At 64.1% G+C, this 17,875-nt stretch carries 19 protein-coding genes; 8 read left to right on the top strand and 11 right to left on the bottom strand.

What is annotated here, in order from left to right; genetic code table 11:
- Positions 1–5 precede the first annotated feature (5 nt).
- On the bottom strand, positions 6–2,318 hold the full coding sequence (gene bamA / locus NLR35_RS22010; protein WP_257168620.1) for an outer membrane protein assembly factor BamA: 2,313 nt from the start codon (positions 2,316–2,318) through the stop codon (positions 6–8).
- A gap of 232 nt (positions 2,319–2,550) precedes the next feature.
- Between bamA and NLR35_RS22005 the strand changes: the two genes are divergently transcribed.
- Positions 2,551–3,606, top strand: coding sequence for a hypothetical protein (locus NLR35_RS22005; protein ID WP_257168619.1), 1,056 nt, complete (start codon positions 2,551–2,553; stop codon positions 3,604–3,606).
- A 39-nt stretch (positions 3,607–3,645) separates the two neighbouring features.
- Entirely contained in the window at positions 3,646–4,323 is a 678-nt protein-coding gene (locus tag NLR35_RS22000) for an isoprenylcysteine carboxylmethyltransferase family protein (RefSeq protein WP_257168618.1), read from the top strand.
- Positions 4,324–4,467: 144 nt separating this feature from the next.
- Here NLR35_RS22000 and NLR35_RS21995 read toward each other — a convergent pair whose 3' ends face one another.
- Positions 4,468–4,701 (bottom strand): DUF6894 family protein, encoded by a 234-nt coding sequence (locus tag NLR35_RS21995; RefSeq protein WP_257168617.1) that lies wholly within the window; start codon positions 4,699–4,701, stop codon positions 4,468–4,470.
- Between the two features lie 436 nt (positions 4,702–5,137).
- Here NLR35_RS21995 and NLR35_RS21990 point away from each other — a divergent pair, with 436 nt between their 5' ends.
- Positions 5,138–5,326: a hypothetical protein gene (locus tag NLR35_RS21990; protein WP_257168616.1), complete on the top strand. Its 189-nt coding sequence runs from the start codon at positions 5,138–5,140 to the stop codon at positions 5,324–5,326.
- A 2-nt stretch (positions 5,327–5,328) separates the two neighbouring features.
- Here NLR35_RS21990 and NLR35_RS21985 read toward each other — a convergent pair whose 3' ends face one another.
- The 4 genes from NLR35_RS21985 to NLR35_RS21970 form a co-directional block, all read right to left on the bottom strand.
- Complete coding sequence (locus NLR35_RS21985; RefSeq protein ID WP_257168615.1) at positions 5,329–5,655, bottom strand: cupin domain-containing protein; 327 nt, start codon at positions 5,653–5,655, stop codon at positions 5,329–5,331.
- Positions 5,652–6,314 (bottom strand): YqcI/YcgG family protein, encoded by a 663-nt coding sequence (locus tag NLR35_RS21980; protein WP_257168614.1) that lies wholly within the window; start codon positions 6,312–6,314, stop codon positions 5,652–5,654. The genes NLR35_RS21985 and NLR35_RS21980 overlap by 4 nt, the downstream gene beginning before the upstream one ends.
- Positions 6,315–6,433: 119 nt before the next feature.
- Complete coding sequence (locus NLR35_RS21975) at positions 6,434–7,735, bottom strand: MFS transporter (protein ID WP_257168613.1); 1,302 nt, start codon at positions 7,733–7,735, stop codon at positions 6,434–6,436.
- Complete coding sequence (locus NLR35_RS21970) at positions 7,735–8,529, bottom strand: hypothetical protein (RefSeq protein ID WP_257168612.1); 795 nt, start codon at positions 8,527–8,529, stop codon at positions 7,735–7,737. Before NLR35_RS21970 ends, NLR35_RS21975 begins: the two co-directional genes overlap by 1 nt.
- Before the next feature lie 19 nt (positions 8,530–8,548).
- Here NLR35_RS21970 and NLR35_RS21965 point away from each other — a divergent pair, with 19 nt between their 5' ends.
- From NLR35_RS21965 to NLR35_RS21955, 3 genes are all read left to right on the top strand, one after another.
- Entirely contained in the window at positions 8,549–9,529 is a 981-nt protein-coding gene (locus NLR35_RS21965; RefSeq protein WP_374940842.1) for a GlxA family transcriptional regulator, read from the top strand.
- A gap of 191 nt (positions 9,530–9,720) precedes the next feature.
- A complete protein-coding gene (locus tag NLR35_RS21960; protein ID WP_257168610.1) occupies positions 9,721–10,029 on the top strand; it encodes a hypothetical protein in 309 nt (102 codons plus the stop codon).
- A gap of 89 nt (positions 10,030–10,118) precedes the next feature.
- A complete protein-coding gene (locus NLR35_RS21955; RefSeq protein WP_257168609.1) occupies positions 10,119–10,472 on the top strand; it encodes a phasin in 354 nt (117 codons plus the stop codon).
- A gap of 92 nt (positions 10,473–10,564) precedes the next feature.
- Here NLR35_RS21955 and NLR35_RS21950 read toward each other — a convergent pair whose 3' ends face one another.
- Positions 10,565–10,879: a cytochrome c gene (locus tag NLR35_RS21950; protein ID WP_257168608.1), complete on the bottom strand. Its 315-nt coding sequence runs from the start codon at positions 10,877–10,879 to the stop codon at positions 10,565–10,567.
- Between the two features lie 568 nt (positions 10,880–11,447).
- Positions 11,448–11,696 carry a hypothetical protein gene (locus NLR35_RS21945; protein ID WP_257168607.1) on the bottom strand — a complete coding sequence of 83 codons (249 nt, stop codon included), beginning with the start codon at positions 11,694–11,696 and terminating at the stop codon, positions 11,448–11,450.
- 311 nt (positions 11,697–12,007) lie between these two features.
- On the opposite strand from NLR35_RS21945, the gene NLR35_RS21940 reads away from it, so the two are divergent.
- Entirely contained in the window at positions 12,008–13,162 is a 1,155-nt protein-coding gene (locus tag NLR35_RS21940) for an OpgC domain-containing protein (RefSeq protein ID WP_257168606.1), read from the top strand.
- A gap of 6 nt (positions 13,163–13,168) precedes the next feature.
- On the opposite strand, the gene NLR35_RS21935 is transcribed toward NLR35_RS21940, so the two are convergent.
- Positions 13,169–13,429: a hypothetical protein gene (locus NLR35_RS21935; RefSeq protein WP_257168684.1), complete on the bottom strand. Its 261-nt coding sequence runs from the start codon at positions 13,427–13,429 to the stop codon at positions 13,169–13,171.
- A gap of 210 nt (positions 13,430–13,639) precedes the next feature.
- Between NLR35_RS21935 and rocF the strand changes: the two genes are divergently transcribed.
- A complete protein-coding gene (gene rocF, locus NLR35_RS21930) occupies positions 13,640–14,614 on the top strand; it encodes an arginase (RefSeq protein WP_257168605.1) in 975 nt (324 codons plus the stop codon).
- Between the two features lie 73 nt (positions 14,615–14,687).
- On the opposite strand, the gene NLR35_RS21925 is transcribed toward rocF, so the two are convergent.
- Both NLR35_RS21925 and NLR35_RS21920 read right to left on the bottom strand, forming a co-directional pair.
- Positions 14,688–16,319: an NAD-dependent malic enzyme gene (locus NLR35_RS21925; protein ID WP_257168683.1), complete on the bottom strand. Its 1,632-nt coding sequence runs from the start codon at positions 16,317–16,319 to the stop codon at positions 14,688–14,690.
- Between the two features lie 197 nt (positions 16,320–16,516).
- A complete protein-coding gene (locus NLR35_RS21920; RefSeq protein WP_257168604.1) occupies positions 16,517–17,821 on the bottom strand; it encodes a divalent metal cation transporter in 1,305 nt (434 codons plus the stop codon).
- Positions 17,822–17,875 lie beyond the last annotated feature (54 nt).

Genomic DNA, 17,875 nt, shown 5'->3' with positions numbered 1-17,875 from the left:
GGAGCTTAGAAGCCGCCGGCGCTGAAGCGGAACGGTTGCACGACGTCATAGGCGGCCTTGCTGATCGGGACGGCATAATCGACGGTCAGCGGGCCGAATGGCGAGGCCCAGGTCATGCCGACTCCGACGGAGGAGCGCAGGACGTTCTTGTTCGCGACCTGGACGTTCTGCGTCGGTCCGCGATAGCCGAACACGGTGCCGGCATCGACGAAGGCCGATGCGCGCAAGCCATATTCCTGCGGCAGGCCTGGAATGTTGCTCTGCAGCTCCGCGGTGGTCGCCCAATAGAAACTGCCGCCGACATTGTCCATTGTCGATCCCGGCGTGAGGTCGCGGGGGCCGAATCCTCCGGGAGCGAAGCCGCGTACCATCGTGGGACCTCCGAAGAAGCTGTTGAGCAGCGGCGCCTGCTGACCACCCCATCCGGTGATGTAGCCGCCCTGGCCACGGACCATCGCGGTGAGATCGCTGTTGATGGAACGGTAGTAGCGAACGTCGGCCGTGGTCCGGAGAAAGCGAACGTCGCCGCCCAGACCGGCTAGATCCTGGCTCAGTTGCGAGCGGATGCCGCTGGTCGGCAGCTTGTTGTTGTCGAGCGTGCTGTAGGTGACGGTGTTGCCGATCTGGGACACGGTCTGCCGTCCCGCCGCGACCGCCTGCCGGACCGGCACAGACACTTGCGCCGGCGACAGCCCGGGCGCGAGCACGACCTTCTGGTCATAGAGCGAGTAGCGCCACAACATCGCAGTCTGCTCGTTCACGGGCAGCCCGAGCGTGAGGGCGCCGCCATAGCTGTTGCTGCCGAACGACTGGAAGTTGCTGACCATGCTCTGCCGCGCGAACAACTCGACGCCGGGCGTCGTCCGGCCGAGCGCAAAGGGCGAGGTGAAGGACAGATTGGCGCCGCGCGCAAACTGGCCATAGGTGAACGCCGCCTGCGCCGTATTGCCGGTGCCGAGCACGTTGCGATCGCCGATCTTGACCTCGGCGAGCAGGCCGTCCGTCGATGAGTAGCCGCCGGAGACATTGAAGTCGCCGGTCTGCTGGTCGATGGCCTCGACGTCGAGCACCACGCGATCCCGTGCCGAGCCGGGGCTCGTCGTGATCTTGACGGTCTTGAAGTAGTTGAGGTTGCGCAGGCGTCGCTCGGCGCGATCGACCAGGGTCCTGTTGTAGGCGTCGCCTTCACCGAAATCGAACTCGCGGCGGATGACGTCATCGCGCGTCGTCTTGTTGCCGTGGATCTCGATGCGCTCGACATAGATGCGCTGCCCCGGCTCGATCTGGAAGCTGACCTCGGCGATGCCGCCTCGCGCGTTGCGATTGACCCGCGGCTCGACCTGCGTAAACGGCAAGCCGAGCTTGCCGAGTTCGGTGGTCAGTGCCTCCGCGGTCTTGTCGAGCTTGCTCTGGTCGAAAATCTCGCCCTGCTGCGTCAGCAGCAGCGGGCGCAGACGCTCGCAGGCGAGCCCCTGCACATTGCAGGAGAGGTCGATCCTCCCAAACCTGTAGAGCGTGCCCTCGTCGATGGTGAAGCTCAGGTTGAATCCGTTGGATGCGCGGTCGAACTCCACGCTGACATTCGTTACCTCGGCATCGGCATAGCCGTGATTGCGGTAGTATTGCCGCAGCAGCTCGCGATCCTCATTCACCCGGTCGGCGTCGTAGGCGTCCCCGCCGGTCACGAAGCTCAGCACGGTGGAGACCGATGTCTTCATCACAGCGCGCAATTGCCTGGCGCCATAGGCGGTGTTGCCGACGAAGCTGATCGCTCGCACCGGCGTCTTCTTGCCTTCGGTGATCGTGAAGATCAGATCGACGCGGTCATTGCCGCGATCGATGATTTCGGGGATGACACGGACATCATCGCGTCCGACGCGATGATAGGCTTGGAGAATGCGGGCGACATCGCCCTGGACGGTCGCGCGCTGCAGACCCGCTCGCGGCTTCGACAGCACGGCGCTGGTGAGGTCGGCGTCCTTCACCTTCTTGTTACCTTCGAAGGCGACCCGATCGAGCACTTTTGCCTCCGACAGCCGGATGACGATCCGGCCGTCGGCACGGCTGATTTTGACGTCCTCGAAGAGTCCGGTTGCGACCAGGGCCTTCAGGCCGGCATCGAGTGCCACGTTGTCGTAGCGGCCGTTGGCGTCGGGATGAAAATAGGAGCGGATGGTCTCGACGTCGACGCGGCGATTGCCCTGCACGGCAAGGGTTTCTGTCGAGGCTGCGAGAACGGGCCACGCCAGCACGGCCATGAGCGTTGCGACCTGCAGCGATCCGCCCAAGCGACGGTGACGCCGGTTACGGGCGGTCATGATGTTCGCTCCTGCATGGTCGTCATCACCGTGATGCAAGAGCCGGCGGGCGGCCAAATCATGTCAGGGCTGTGAAGACTTGTGGACCTGCGATCACGCCTGCGAAGGTGGCGGCCCCGGAACCGATGTCGGTCGCAGAATAGACGCAGAGTCGATTCAAACGCTGATCAGGATTGTGCTCATTCGTCCGCGCCGGCAGCCGCCGGCGGCGAACGTTTGTCAGGAGCAGACCATGCGCGCGATCGCTCTGGCTCTCATCGCTTGTACTTTCATTCAGTCGGCGCTCGCTGCCGCCACCGTGCCGGAGATCGATCCGCGCGCGTCGCTCGGCGTCGTCCAGAACTGGATCTACAACTACCGGACCAAGCCGGACTACGCCCATGTGCCGGCAGCGGTGCGGGTGCTGTTCCACTCGCAGACGTTCAAGGAGCCGGAGAATTCCGGCATCTATCTCGGCTTCATTGCCGGTGCGATCGGCTCCAATCCGGCCAAGGCTGAGCAGCTCGTCAACAGCTTTTTTCCGGTGCCGCCCGAGGAGGAGTGGGTGATCGTGCGCGCCATCGCCTATTCGGGCCTGCCGGACTGGCGCAATCTGCTGCGCAAGGTGGCGCCGAAGATGCCGGGCCGCCGCGTGATGATCGATGGCTATCTCAGCGGTACGCAACCGACCCTGATGGACATTCCGCTGGAGGAGGCCAAGCCGGGCGTGATGGACAAGCTGCGCGGTGCAATGACGCAGAACCCGTTCAAGAAGGAGGAGCGCAAGCTGGATACGCGGCTCAGCTACGCGACTCATCAGGATCTGCTCGACATCCTCTGGGGCTATTACTTCGCGACCGGCTCGCGCGTGCCGATCCAGCGCATCGTGCAGATGCTGCCCTGGTCCAAGAGTCGCGACACCGTCGACAAGCTGACCATCGGCAGCATGGCGCGCTATACGCTCGCCAGCTATGCGGTGCGCGACGCCAGCCTGCGCGACTATCTTCGCGAGGAGCTCGCGCGGCAGTCGGGGCCCGTCAAGGAGCCGTTGAGGGAGGTGGTCGAGGCCGCCGACACCGTGCAGCTCGGCGCCGTGCGCAAGGATGCCGTCGCCGCAGTCGACGAGCTCAAGATCAAGGGCTCGGATGCGCGGCGCAACATGGATTTCTGGGGACAGCTCGGCGTCGGCGCGCTGGCGCTCGGCTGCGTCTCGGCCGCGGCGCTCGGGCAGGTCGCCGTCGGCATTCCCTGCGTGATCGGCGGCTCGGCCTCGCAAGGACTGCTGTCATTCTGGGAGAAGCAGCAATAGCGCTCTGGAACTGGCCGGGTTTGCGATTATTGTCGCGGCATGGATGGCCTTATCGCCAAGACGGTCGCAAGCCTCATCATCGTCGTGCTCGTGATGGGTGGCCTGATCTTTGGTGCGGCCGGCAGTCTTCATTACTGGCAAGCCTGGCTGTTCCTGATCACCTACTTCGCCGCATCGGTCGGCGTGCTGATCGATCTCCTGCGCCGGGATCGCGCCTTGCTGGAGCGGCGCATGAGGGGAGGGCCGTTCGCCGAAAAGGAGCCGGTTCAACGCCTGATCATGACGATCGTCTCGGTGTCGTTCGTCGGATTGCTGCTGCTGCCGGCCCTGGACCGCTGTTTCGGCTGGTCTCAAATGGCGGTGCCTGCAGTCCTTGGCGGTGATGTTCTGGTCGTGCTCGGCTTCCTGGGAATCGGGCGTGTGTTTCGCGAGAACAGCTATGCTGCCGCCACCGTGGAGGTGGTTCGCGATCAGGTCGTCATATCGACCGGGCCATACGCCGTCGTGCGGCATCCGATGTATGCGGCGGCGCTGGTGCTGCTGGCGGGCATTCCGATCGCGCTCGGGTCCTGGTGGGCGCTCTTGCTCATCGTCGCCATCCTGCCCATCCTGATCTGGCGCCTGCTTCACGAAGAGATCGTGCTCGCGGCGCATCTGTCCGGCTACACGGAGTATCAGGCGCGCGTCCGCTGGCGGCTGTTGCCATGTGTCTGGTGAGCGCAGACCTACAAAGTCGGCGGTTCTCCGCCATCGAGCTTTCTGCGAGCCAGATCTTTCTGGTTGAATTGCGTGCCTTGAAATCTACGAGTGGTTGTAATTTGCGTCAACGGACCCTTCGGGTCTGCAGGCCGAAGAAAAAATTCAGGCGATGCTGGCTTTCACCGCCGCGGGGTAGACCGGCTCGCGATGAATCTCCGCGCCGGTCTCATCGACGACCACGATCGAGAGTCTCCGGTCGGTGATGCGGGGGTCGTGACGAAGCCGCCGGGCCAGATCCCGGCTGTGCTCGATGGCCCCGGCGCTGGTCGCAAATTCGAGACCGGTTCGGTCCCGGGTCGGAATGCCATCCTTCATATCGAAATAGTAAGTGCGCATGGTCTTCCTACAACCGCTATGTTGCGGGAGTGGAGCCCGGAAGCCGAAACGGCATCCGCAATCCGTAGTCCTCCCGCTCAAACTATAGAAGACCTCTAATGTGGAGGACAAGCTTACCTCCACCGTAATCCCCCTCCATCGTTCGGTAAATGACCGTTTTCTCTGGTATGGTACGCCAGAACCTGCCAGAAAGCTCAAATTGTGCCGACAAAATCGACCGATTGGTCAGTTCGGCTTGCTGCAGGAGTTGTTCGCTGGCATACTTTCAACCTCTTCGGGTTCCGCCCGGTCGATTTCCAGGCGGGCCATACGGAGGATGAGGGTCGCGGTCGTCAGACCAAGACTTTCCGCCTCAATTGCTGCAGTATCTACCTTGCGTGCAAGGCCTTCACGTTTGCTAAGGACTGGCATTACCGTTTCCTGCCAAAGGTGCGAGATGAAGAATCCCACATTCATCGCGGAGCTGCACACCAAGCTCGGAGCCCCATCGAGCGAAGCCGTCGAAAGCCTTCGGCTATTGAAGGCGTTTTTGAAGCTGGCCCCCGGCCAGCGCATCGAAGTCATCGACATGGTCGAACGGCTGACCTCGGAGTCCCATCCGGAAACCGACCGCCCGCTGTCCTGACCTCATCGCCCCAGATTGCATGCAATCGTGGCGGTCTCCCCCATCGCAATTGCATAAATTGCGTCGTCCAGCGCTTCGGACTCGTGCAGCGTCCCCGCCGGCAGCAGGATCTTGTCGCCTGCGGTGCAGACGCGCTCGCCGCCTTCCCATCGGAAGGTCAGCCGCCCTTTGATCACCACGAGCACCTCGTCCACCGGGTGGGTGTGGAAGGCGTGAATCTTGCCGGCTGCATCGTGCTGCAGCTCGATGCAGCCCTGCGTCGGCAGCAGCGCGAGGATGTCGGGGTCGAGCGCGAACTCGGTCTTCGTTCCAGCGATGATCTGGGTCATGCGGCTTGCTCCTTATCTCCGATGGACGATGGCTTGGCCTGCGCGAGCTGGTGAAACGGGCAGGCGGGCGGCGGCTGGTTGTCGTCGTAGAGGAAGTACTGCTTGAACTCCCGGCCGTCGGGATTGCCGTAGCGGCCGAGCACCGGGGAGGGCGACGTGGTGTCGAACGGCACCAGCCGCTTGCGGACCTCGCCGAATGCCTTGGCGGCCGCCTGCTCGGTGCCGAGCATCCGTTCGAACACCCAGCGCGGCTGGAAGGTCAGCATGAACGCGCTCGAGCGCCGGCTCTGACGCATCACATGGGCGGGTGTGCTGCAGACGACGAAGATCGGCTCGCCGGCAAACGAGAACTCCCACATCGGATGATCGACGGCCTGCGGAATCTCGGCGGGCCATGGCTGCTTGTCGTTGCGCGCCAGCTGATCGAGGATGCGCCAGAACTTCTTGTAGTAGGCGTCGAGCGTCTGCACCGGACGCGGGCGCGTGAACAGGACGAGCGAGGTGTTGGGCCCGTGCGAGCGGCTCTCTGCGACGAACATGGCGAGCTGCTTGCCGAGAACATCGATGTCGATCGGATCGAGAAACAGGTAGCGCAGCTGATCGTGCCGATAGCCCGTGACGCCGAAGACGCACGGAAAGGGCCTTGCCTCGCTGCTCATCTGAGCTTCGAATTCTGAAAACAGGACGCTCTGCCAGCTTCCGGCCTGATGACCGGAACGAACTTCGTCCTTTCTCAAATACAAACGCGACATACTCACCCTCTCTGTCTCTCTGTTTTTTATATTTTCGTACCTAGTATCAATTGGCGCCTCATCATCAGCGGGCCGATAATTCCCGGAAGCGACATCAGCAGAAGAATGGCGATCAGCGTTGCGTAGCCCGCGTCATTCGCGACCTTGCCCGCGCTCGCTCCGGCTCCGGCGTCAAGTCCGCTTGCGGCCACGATGGCGAAAGCGATGACCGGCTGCGCAAGTCCGGCAAACACGCCCGCCGACGTGGTGTTGATCGAGGCACCGACGCCGATGCGTTCTGCCGTGTAGAGATGCTTGGTGCATTTCAAGATCAGGGGCACCGTGCCGCCTGCGACCAGGCCCAGCACGGCGAACACCACACCGACATAGATCAGGCCGAAATGATGCGCGAGAACCGGAAGCAGCATCGCAACCAGCAGCATGCGCAGCAGGCTGATGCGGATCAGGGCCGCATCCAGCGAGCGCGTCCGATCGGCGGCATGGCCGAGAAAGATCGATCCGATCGCATTGCCCACCATGAATGCGAGCAGAGGGCCGCCGGCCGCCGACGGCGAGATTCCGAAATAGTGCGAGACCATCGGAATCCCCCATACGCCTGCGAGCGTCGTGACCACGGCGAAGTGCGATGCAAAGCTCATCGCGCAGCCCCAGTTCGCGGCCGATCCCAGCGCATGCCAGCACGCCTGCAACACGCCTCGGAGCGTCGAGGGCTTCGCATTGGCCGGTGCAGCCTTCAACGCGACCGAGGCGCAGGCGAGGTTTGCAAGGCCGATGACGGCGATGAAGAGGAAGCAGGTGCGCCAGCCGAAGCCGGTGACGGCGGCCGCGAGCGGTGTCGTGGCCACGACGCCGCCGGCATAGCCGGACACCTGGGAGATGCCGGACATCAGGCCGAAACGCTGGTCGGAGAAACTCTGCGCGACGAGCTTCAACAACGCGGTGAAAACCAGCGCATCGCCGCACGCCATGATCACGCGCGCGATGAAGACGTCGAGCAGGCTGGGCGACAGCGCAAAGGCGGCACTGCCGAGCACGGAGGCCGTCATGCTGCAGAGAACCACGCGCTTGACGCCGAAGCGGTCGACCAGCACGCCGGCCGGGATCTGCATCAGCGTGTAGCCCCAGAAGTAGCTCGAGGCGATCATCGCGACGCCGGAGGCGTCGGTGCCGAAGTCGCGCATGAAGCTGAGGCCGATGGTCTGCGGCGACATCCGCTGCAGAAAGGCGATCGCGTAGGCAAGCGCGACCGTTCCCCACGCGACATAGGCGCGATCGGCAATCCTCAGCGGAGACGACGAGATGACGGCGTGCTGTCCAATCGCGGCCATCACACCCTCGCATAGCCGACGGAGAACAGGGCGTCGGCCGAGTTCGGGATGACCCGCGACATCGCCGTTTCGACCAGCGAGGCCGTGCCGTGATAGTCCTGCCGGATGTGCTCGATGTGTCCGTAGGCGCCGCGCATGATCATGCCGGGAACCTCGAGCGGCTTGCCCGGATAGAGCGTCGCGCACATCTCGACGCACGCGGCCTGCAACTCGGGATCGGCCGCATCATCGAGCAGCGAGGGCGCGACCTTCTCACAGATCTTGGCGTTGGCCGCCCAGACGATCGGGTTGCGCGTGCGCCATCCGTAGAGAATTTCCCTGCTGCGCGCAGCACAACCGGGGTGCTTGAGAATCTGCGATGTGAAGAATCCATACAGACCACGGCCCTGGTGCGCGGGCAGCACTTCGGTCCCACTGCGGTAGATGGCCAGCCGCTGTGCGATGGTCATCACGCGATAGACGGAGAAGGCCACCAGTCCGATGTGATCGTAGACCAGGACAAGGCTGTATTTGCTGTCGAATGGCGATGCGGCCGCAGTCCAGTGAGGTTCGATTGCTTTCCAGTTAATGGCAATGATCGAATTCATCGCATCCATGATCGGTCGCCGATCGGACTCGGCAATCTCAGACGCGTCGGGAAAGCTGTAGACGGTGTAGTCGTCCCAGGGCGAAGCGACGGTCGGATAGCGGCCGTCCAGGTTGTGCGACATCGCGTGAACTCCAACACTGCACGTTGAGCTATACAGGCCGCGATCCGATGGCTTAAAGGACAATATGCCCTCGAATTCTGCCAACTCCGCCCGACGTGCTGCAATGCGGCGAGACAGCGCCGAACGGCGACTGGCGATCTTTGCTTTCCCCGGCGTGACGCTGCTCGATGTCTCCGGTCCGGCTCAGGTGTTCGCCGAACTCAGCGAGATCGATCTGCCGGGCCCCGGCTATGCGTTGACCTACGTCTCCCGGGAGGGCGGGCTGGTGCCGACCGACGTCGGCCTGATGATCGACACTGCGCCGCTGTCCGCCATCAGCCCGCAGGAGGTCGACACGCTGCTGATCCCCGGAGGACCGGGCATCTGGAAGCTGCGGCAGGACGAGATTGCGATGCAGTGGATCGGCGAGGTGCTCCCCGGCGCCCGGCGCATTGCCTCGGTCTGCCTCGGCGCGTTCGCCCTCGCGTGGATCGGGGCCCTCGAAGGCAAGCGGGCCGCGACGCATTGGCGCTACTGCCCCCGACTGCAGGACAGCTTCCCGAACGTGACAGTCGAGCCGGACGCGATCTTCGTGCAGGACGGGCGCGTGTGGTCATCCGCGGGCGTCAGCGCCGGCATCGATCTGGCGCTGGCGATGATCGAAGAGGATTTCGGCCACACCATCGCGCTCGACGTGGCGCGGCGGCTCGTCGTGTTCCTGAAGCGGCCGGGCGGACAGAGTCAGTTCTCGACCGTGCTGGCGGCGCAAGCCTCCGACGTCGAAGGCCGTTTCAGCGCGCTGCACGCCTGGATCATCGAGAACATCGCCAGCGATCTGCGGGTGGAGGCGCTGGCTGCGAAAGCGGGCATGACGCCACGGACCTTTGCGCGCACCTATGCCAGCCGGACCGGCATGACGCCGGCTCAGGGCGTGGAAGCGCTGAGGGTCGAGACGGCGAGGCTGCTGCTCGAAAGCCGCCAGATCGATAGTGTCGTCGAAGTGGCCAAGCGCGCGGGCTTCGGCGACGACGAGCGCATGCGGCGTGCGTTCCTGCGGCATCTCGGTGTGTCGCCCTCGGAGTATCGCCGCCGCTTTTCCGGGTGACGCCGGAGTCGCGCCGCGGCAATCGGTGGTTGCCGGGGCGTTTCGCTTTGCTTTCAGGTTAATCCGGCTGCGCGCGTTGGGGCCGCGGCGGCCACGCCGTCTGCGATCGATCTAAGGCTTCAGTAAAATGCCGCGTGTATAAAAGCGAAAATTGAATCCGATCCGTTCGCCGCAGCAGCGGGGACAGGCCAATGACCAACATCGTTCCCTTTCGCCCGCGCGCCCTCTCGCTTCGTGCAAGCCTCACGACGGCTCACGAGGAGGCCGTTGTCGTAGCGGCCACAGGGGCTGGCCGGCTCGAGGCGCCGCGACGCGGTGTTGTCGGAGCGCGAGACGATCTCCGAAGGACGGTGCTGCTGCTCGATCTTGCTCTGCAGCACGCGCGCGAACTTTCGGAGCTCGTGACCGATGAGCGGATGCGAGGTGTTTTTGATCGGCACCTCGCCTCGATCGAGTATTCGCTGCAGATCGCGCGCGAGCGCATGGCGCCTTCCTCCTAGCCGCCGCCGTCCGGCGTCTGCCCCGTGCATTTGCACCGCGACGGCACAGGCCTGATGTGGTAGTTGGGTCTGTCGTGGAGGACGCAACAATGACCCAAACCAAACTGGAAGTGCCCGCTGAACTGCGCGACCTCGCGGAAAAGACCATCTCACAGGCGGAAAGAGCCTTCGAGATGTTCTTCGACGCGGCCGGCAAATCGATCTCGACGGTTCCTGGACCCGCCGCTGATATGTCCAAGCAGGCGCTCACCCTCACCGAACAGAACATCAAGACCGCCTTCGAACACGCGCGAAAGCTGGTCCATGCGACCGAGCTGGAGGAGGCGATGCGGATTCAGTCCGAATTCCTGCGCAGCCAGTTCACCAACGCGGGCGAGCACATGAAGACGATCACGAGCAGCATCATGTCTGCCGCGAGCAAGGCCACCGAACCCAAAACCTGAGTCCGGACTCGAGCCGTTGCGGTGCGACGGCCACATGACGCGGGATCGGCGGCCGCCCGGCCGCCAATACGCGCATCGGCCAGCTTTCCGGCCTACTTGCGCAGCGAGCCGATATAGGCGGCGATATCGGCTGCTTCCAGCCGGTTGAGCGGGAAGCTTGGCATCTTGGGATGCGGGTCGAGCAGGAAGAAGGCGACCTTCTCGGGGGTGAAGTCCGCCTTCCGCGCGATCTCCGCGAAGGACGGAACGTCGGCGCTGGCCTGCTTCTGCGTTCCTTCGATGAGGTGGCATGAGGCGCACCAGCGTCGGGCGAGGTCGGCGCCATGATCCGCATCCGCGGCCCACACCGATGTCGAGGCCGCAGTTGCTGCCACCAACGTCAAAGCTCTGATCATCGAAGTGCGCATCCAAGAACTCCCGAGCGTATCTGTATCGGGGAGCGCGCCCGGCGTCCGCCGCTGAGGGGGACGACGGTAGGCTCCAGGGTGATTTGTCGCAACGAAGATGCTTTTCTCGTCGCGTATCGGTGAAGGTGCGGGGCCGCGCTGCCGAGATCCGCGGCGTCAGTTACAGCACGACCTGGGAAAATGGGACAGGTCGATTCGGCTGACGATCGACTTCAACAGGCTGAAGAGCCGGTGCAGCAAAGTCGGGTGGGGCGAGGGGACAGCCGTCAGTTCGTCTGCAACGTAGGACATCGCGCGCCCTCCCTGTCGCTCAGCAATTTCCCGGTGCACGTATTGACGAGGTGCAGGCGCCCGCATGCTGGACATGCGACCGCCTCGTAGCAATCGGCCTGGGCGGCAAGCGACGTCGCGGCCAAGCCGATCTGCACGTTCGATCCCGTCTGGGAGCAGCGAAAAACGAGAGTTTCCATGGCCTGACCATGACGGATCACGGCGCAAAAGCCTTGATCTGTCTCAACAGCCCGGAACGGTTCTCTCTGCCGATGGCGTGCTTGAGAGGACGCGAGCCTCAGGTCAGACCGTGGGAGGTCGCCTTCACGAGCTCCATGCGCTCAGCCACGCTCGCCGCGGGAACCGAATTCGTCTGGCTCGCGCGCAGCGCGGCATCGATCTTCGACTTCACGCGCCGGGCGGCCAGCGCTGCAAGCCTGGTCTGGGTGCGTCCGGTTTTGACCTGGTCGCCGAACTCGTACCGCCATTCCCAAATGTCCGGCTCAGCAGTCGCGACGACCGTATATTGGACACCTCGGTGGATCACGGAACCCCCCTTTAACACTTCCACTGCAAGTCAACGTCTAACCAACCTACAATCAATCCGGGCAACTACGGGACTGGAACAATTGCCACCGGAGCGACGGTAATTTGGTTAACACCACTATCCCGACAATGTTCCGCTGCCGCTCGCAATTCCCGTGCATTCGTTGGTTCCAGACGGTCGCAAAGACACGGGTGCCGCGAACTTCGTTGACAGCTCAACCGTGTTGGACTTGTGAAAATGGGCGGAACATCCTACGGCCGGCGGGCGGCTCCCCTCATGTTGCATGGTCATGAAAGGCGAGGCTCAAGGTGATGGGGAGTGATCTTGCGCCGGCGCAGACGGGAGGTGCCGACGTCCAACATCGCAACGGCGGTCGCGACCTTCGGCTCGATGCGTGCCGCGGCTTGGCGTTGTGGTTCATCTTCGTCGATCATGTGCCGGACAATTCGCTCGCCTGGCTGACCTTGCGCAACTACGGCTTCAGCGACACCTCCGAGGTGTTCGTCTTCGTCTCCGGCTATACCTGCATGCTGGCGTATGGCGGCACGTTGGCGACGCAGGGCTGGGCGACCACGGTCCTGCGCGTGTTGCGGCGGGCCTGGGAGATCTACGCGGCGTTCCTGGTGCTGCTGCTCGCCTATGCGGCGCTGGTGTGGGTGGTCGGTGGCGGCACCCGTTTCGTCGACGAGACCAACACGGGCTTCTTCTTCCGCGAGCCCGGTCCCACGCTGGTCCACGTCGCGCTGTTGCAGTTCGCTCCGGTCAATACCGACATCCTGTTGACCTTCGTCATCCTGCGCATCTGCTTTCCCGTCGTGATCTGGCTCATGATGCGCAGCGCAACATCGATGCTGGCCCTGTCGTTCCTGCTGTACCTGATGGTCCAGCTGTTCAGCTGGCAGGTGCCGGCCTGGCCGAGCGGTGAACTCTACTTCAATCCGTTCGCGTGGCAGTTCCTGCTCGTGATCGGCGCCTGGTACGCCTATGTCGGCGCCTCGCACCTGCGACCGATCCTGAATTCGCGGGCGCTGCTGCTGATCGCGCTCGCCTATCTCGCGTTCAGCCTGTTGATGGCGCTGAGCTGGGAATTCAAGAGTCTCGAAAGCCTGATCCCGCATGCAATCACCGACCTGATCTATCCGATCTATAAGAGCCATCTGGCTCCCGTCCGGCTGCTGCATTTCCTGTCGCTGGCCTTCGTGGTCTCGCGGCTGGCGCCGTTGGAGTGGAAGGGGCCGGTGCGCCCGCTGATGACGGCCATGATCAGGTGCGGTGAGAACTCGCTGTCGATGTATTGCCTCGGCGTGCTCCTGGCCTTCCTGGGCCAGGTCATGCTGACGGACGTGTCGAGCAGCTTTGCCATGCAACTCGCGATCAGCCTCGCCGGCATCGCGATCATGGTCGTGGCGGCGACGCTGCTGACATGGGAGTCGCAGCTCGACCGACGCGGGCCGCGGTTGTTTTGATCGCCGTCAGCGCCGCCGGGCGACGGCTACGCCAAACAGGAAGGCGACGGACAGGCTGGCAAGCGGAGCCTCGCGTGTGATCGCGCTCAAAGTCGACAGGGCCGTGCCCGGCCGCCGCGCTTCGTCGGCTGCCCGGCTCAGCCTGTCAACGGCCGCCCCCAGAGTGCCCATCATCTCGCCGAGAGAGCGAGACATGTCGGTTGCCGTGTCGAGCGCGCGTTCGGCGACGCCCGGCTGCGGAGATGTTTCGAACGATTCGCTGCTCACTTTCGTTGCCTTCTCGACGCCCATCGGCCGGATTGAGATGTCACCCTCGGTGTGATTCGACCGCGGGCGCTGACGTTCCAGGAAATGCCGGCTGGCGCGATTGGTTCCGTGTTGGATGGCGGGCCTCGAATCCGGTGGACCGTCGAACGGGGCGGGTCATTGCAGCGCCGGATCCGTTATGGTCGGGTGCGCATGTGAAAGGATCTGGCCGTGGCTTCATCGGAGACAGCATCGCCGTATCGCATCGCGGTCCTCGGCGCGCCCATCGATCTCGGTGCCTCCGTGCGCGGCACGCTGATGGGCCCAGCTGCGCTCCGAACGGCCGGGCTCATCACGGTGCTCGAGAGTCTCGGCCTCGAGGTGACCGACTACGGCGATGTCGGCATTTCGGATGTGCTCGATCTCGAAGATGAGCTGCCGGCCAATGCCAAGCATTATCGCCAGATCCAGCGCTGGTCGCGGGTGCTGGCGCGGCGCAGCCATGAATTGGCGCAGACCGGCGCGATTCCCGTCTTCATCGGCGGCGACCATTCGCTGTCGATGGGATCGGTCAACGGCATCGCGCGTCACTGCCGCGAGACCGGGCGCGAGCTGTTCGTGCTCTGGCTCGACGCGCATGCGGACTACAACACGCCGCAGACGACCATCACCACCAACATGCACGGCATGTCGGCGGCCTTCCTGTGTGGCGAGCCGGGTCTCGACCGCCTGCTCGGCGACGAGCCGCGCGCAGGCATTTCATCGGCGCAGCTCGAACTGTTCGGCATCCGCTCGATCGACAAGGCGGAGAAGGAGCTGCTGCGGCTGCGCCGGGTCAGCATCGCCGATATGCGCGCCATCGATGAGTTCGGTGTCGGGGTCTTGATGCGCCGGGTGATCGACAAGGTGCGCGCACGAAATGGCGTGCTGCATGTCAGCTTCGATGTCGACTTCCTCGATCCCGACGTGGCGCCGGGTGTCGGCACCACAGTCCCGGGCGGCGCCACCTATCGCGAGGCGCATCTGATCATGGAGATGCTGCACGATTCAGGGCTGGTCCGCTCGGTCGATGTCGTCGAGCTCAATCCCTTCCTTGACGACCGCGGCAAGACGGCGCGAGTCGCGGTCGAGCTGATCGGCAGCCTGTTCGGCCAGCAGATCACGGATCGGCCGACGCCGACCAACGCGATCGTGCCGGAGGCATAGTCCGGGACCTGCCGTGCAGATCATTCCTGGAGAGCGCGCATGCCTCCAAGCGGAAGGCATCCGCTTGCCGCAATCAGTAGCGCGCGTCGTACATCTTCGACTGGACGAAGCCGAGCAGATCATTTGGCGCAGGCCCGGAGGCCAGCCCGTTCTGATACGCGACACTGGCGACCGCGGCGCCGATATGGGCCGAGACCTCGCGAATGCGCGGCAGGGCCGGGTAGAGGCTGCCTTGTTCCAGATCGGCGCCGGTCACGCAGTTGGCGAGGGTGTGGGCTGCGGCCATGAACATCTCGTCCGTGACCAGCCGCGCGCCGCTGGCGATGGCGCCGAGGCCGACGCCGGGGAAGATGTAGGAGTTGTTGCCCTGGCGCGGCACGAAGGTTTTGCCGTCGAGCTTGACCGGGTCATACGGGCTGCCGCAGGCGAACAGCGCGCGTCCCTGCGTGTAGCGATAGGCCGCCTCCGCCGAGCATTCCGCCTTCGAGGTCGGGTTGGAGAGCGCGAAGATGATCGGCCGCTCGTTCAGCTCCGCCATCGTCTGCAGCACCTCCGGCGTGAACGCGCCGCCGACTGCGGCGACGCCAATGATCGCCGTCGGCTTGAGCGTCTTGATCGCGGTCAGGAAGTCTGCGATCGGCGCCTGGTCGTGCGCATATCGCAGCTTGTGGCCGTGCAGGTTCTCGCGGCCTTTGATGACGAGGCCGCGCGAATCCGTCAGCCAGTTGCGCCGCAGCGCCTCGGCCTCGGACAGGCCCTCGGCCATCATCGCTGACACCACGAGATCGGCGATGCCGGTCGCGGCTTCGCCGGCGCCGAGGAACAGCACGGTCTGGTCGCGCAGCTTGCCGCCGGTGATGCGCAGCGCCGAGAACAGGCCGGCGAGCGCCACGGCTGCGGTGCCCTGGATGTCGTCGTTGAAGACGCAGGCGTCGTCGCGATATTTGTGCAGCAGCTTGAACGCGGCGTGGTTGGCAAAATCCTCAAACTGGATCAGCACGCCGGGGAAGGCGGCGCGGGCTGCCGTCATGAACTCGTCGACGAACGAGTCGTAAGCGTCGCCGGTGAGGCGCTTCTGCCGCAGGCCGATATAGTAGGGATCGGCGAGCAGCTCTTCATTGTTGGTGCCGACGTCGAGCATGACCGGCAGGCATTCCTCGGGGTGAATGCCGGCGCAGGCCGAGTACAGCGACAGCTTGCCGACCGGGATGCCCATGCCGTTTGCGCCGAGATCGCCGAGACCGAGGATGCGCTCGCCGTCGGTGACGACGATCAGCTTGGCGCGATAGGGCCAGTTGGCGAGGATCTCCGCGATGCGGCCGCGATCATTGGCCGAGATGAACAGGCCGCGCGGACGCTGGAAGATCAGGCCGTATTTCTGGCAGGCGAGGCCGACGGTCGGCGTGTAGATCAGCGGCTGGATCTCGTCGATGTTGTCGCAGACCACGCGGAAGAACAGCGCCTCGTTGCGGTCGTGCAGCGCGTTGAGCGCGACGTACTTCTCGAGGTCGTTGGACAGGCTACGCAGGTTGACGAGGATGCGCTCGGCCTGGGCCTGCATCGACATGACGCCCGCGGGCAGGAAGCCGCGCAGGCCGAACGCGTCGCGCTCCTGGTCGGTGAAGCCGGTGCCCTTGTTGAGCAGCGGGTCGCGCAGCAGCGTCAGCCCGCGCGGGGAATAGGTTGATGGCGTCGGTGCGCTCATACGTTGCGGTTGGGTCAAGGCAATCTCCGAGGTGCTTTGTGCGAGCCTCGCCATTCCGGAGCGCGCCGGCGTTGATCGGCATCAACGGCGGCGGGATGGCGGGAACGGACTGTTAACACAGTTTACGTTCCGCGTTGCACCAATGACGTTGTGCAACTGCGTTGCGGTGAGTGCAGAGGAAGATTGCGGGGCGTGCCCTAGGACCGGCCTGTGACGAAGGACCACAGCAGCGCGAGCACGGCGACCGCCATGATCGCGGTGCCGATCCAGCCGAGGGCGATCAGCCAGGACCGGCCGCGGAAGCGGCCCATCAGCCCGGCGTTGGAGACGATGACCATCATCATCGCCATGATCGGCACCGCGGCGATGCCGTTGAGCACGGCGCTCCATACCAGCATATGGATCGAATCGATGCCGGTGAAGCCGAGGCCGAAGCCGATGATGGTGGCCGCTGCGATGATGCTGTAGAAGCCCGCGGCCTCGTCCGGCTTGGCCTCCAGGGTCGCATGCCAGCCGAAGATCTCGGCGACGCCGTAGGCAGCCGATCCCGCCAGCACCGGGATCGCCAGCATGCCCGTGCCGATGATGCCGAGGGCGAACAGCAGGAAGGTGAAGTCACCGGCGAGCGGCCGCAGCGCCTCGGCAGCCTGCGTCGCGGAATCGATCTTGGTGATGCCGTTGCCGTGCAGCACGGTCGCGGTCGTCAGAATGATGAAGAAGGCGATCGCGTTGGAGAAGATCATGCCGATCGTGGTGTCGATCCGCATGCGCCGGAGCTCGGGATGGTCCTTCCTGGAGAGCTCGCGCAAGGGCCGATCGACCTTGCCCTGGTTCATCTCCTCGACTTCCTGCGAGGCCTGCCAAAAGAACAGATACGGACTGATGGTCGTGCCGAGCACGGCGACGACGGTCAGCAGATAGTCGGCATCCGTTGACGGCGTTGGCCACACCGCGGCCAGCAGCGCCGTGCTCCAGGGCACCTTGACCATCAGCGCCGTGGCGACATAGGCGAACAGGCTGAGCGTGAGCACCTTGATGAAGGGCGCGTAGCGTCGATAGGGCAGGAACACCTGGAGCAGGGTGGATGCGGCGGCGAAGATCAGCGCATGTTCATGGTTGAGGCCGCCGATCACCAGCGACAGCGCTTCGGCCATAGCGGCGATGTCGGCTGCGATGTTGAAGGTGTTGGCGCCGACCAGCAGCCCCACCAGTGCGAAGACGATCCAGCGTGGCGCGAGTGCCGTAATGTTGGCTGCGAGGCCCTTGCCGGTGATCCGACCGATCCGCGCGCTCACCAGCTGGATGGCGATCATGAACGGTGTCGTAAGAAACACCGTCCAGAGCAGGCCGTAACCGAATTGTGCGCCGGCTTGCGAGTAGGTGGCAATGCCTGAGGGATCATCGTCGGCCGCGCCGGTGACGAGACCAGGACCCAGCAGCCGAAAGACACTCGAGGACGATTTCTTCGGCTTGTTGGGCTCGGATGCAACGATCATCGTCACGGCGGCGTCCCCCGAGAATGCTTATGCTACTCGAAGTCGCAGCGGGCCCTTTTT

It is taken from the genome of Bradyrhizobium sp. SRS-191 (assembly GCF_024586915.1).
Taxonomy (GTDB): domain Bacteria; phylum Pseudomonadota; class Alphaproteobacteria; order Rhizobiales; family Xanthobacteraceae; genus Bradyrhizobium.
Note: the sequence above shows the minus strand (reverse complement) of the source record. Positions and strands in the feature narration are given on the sequence as shown.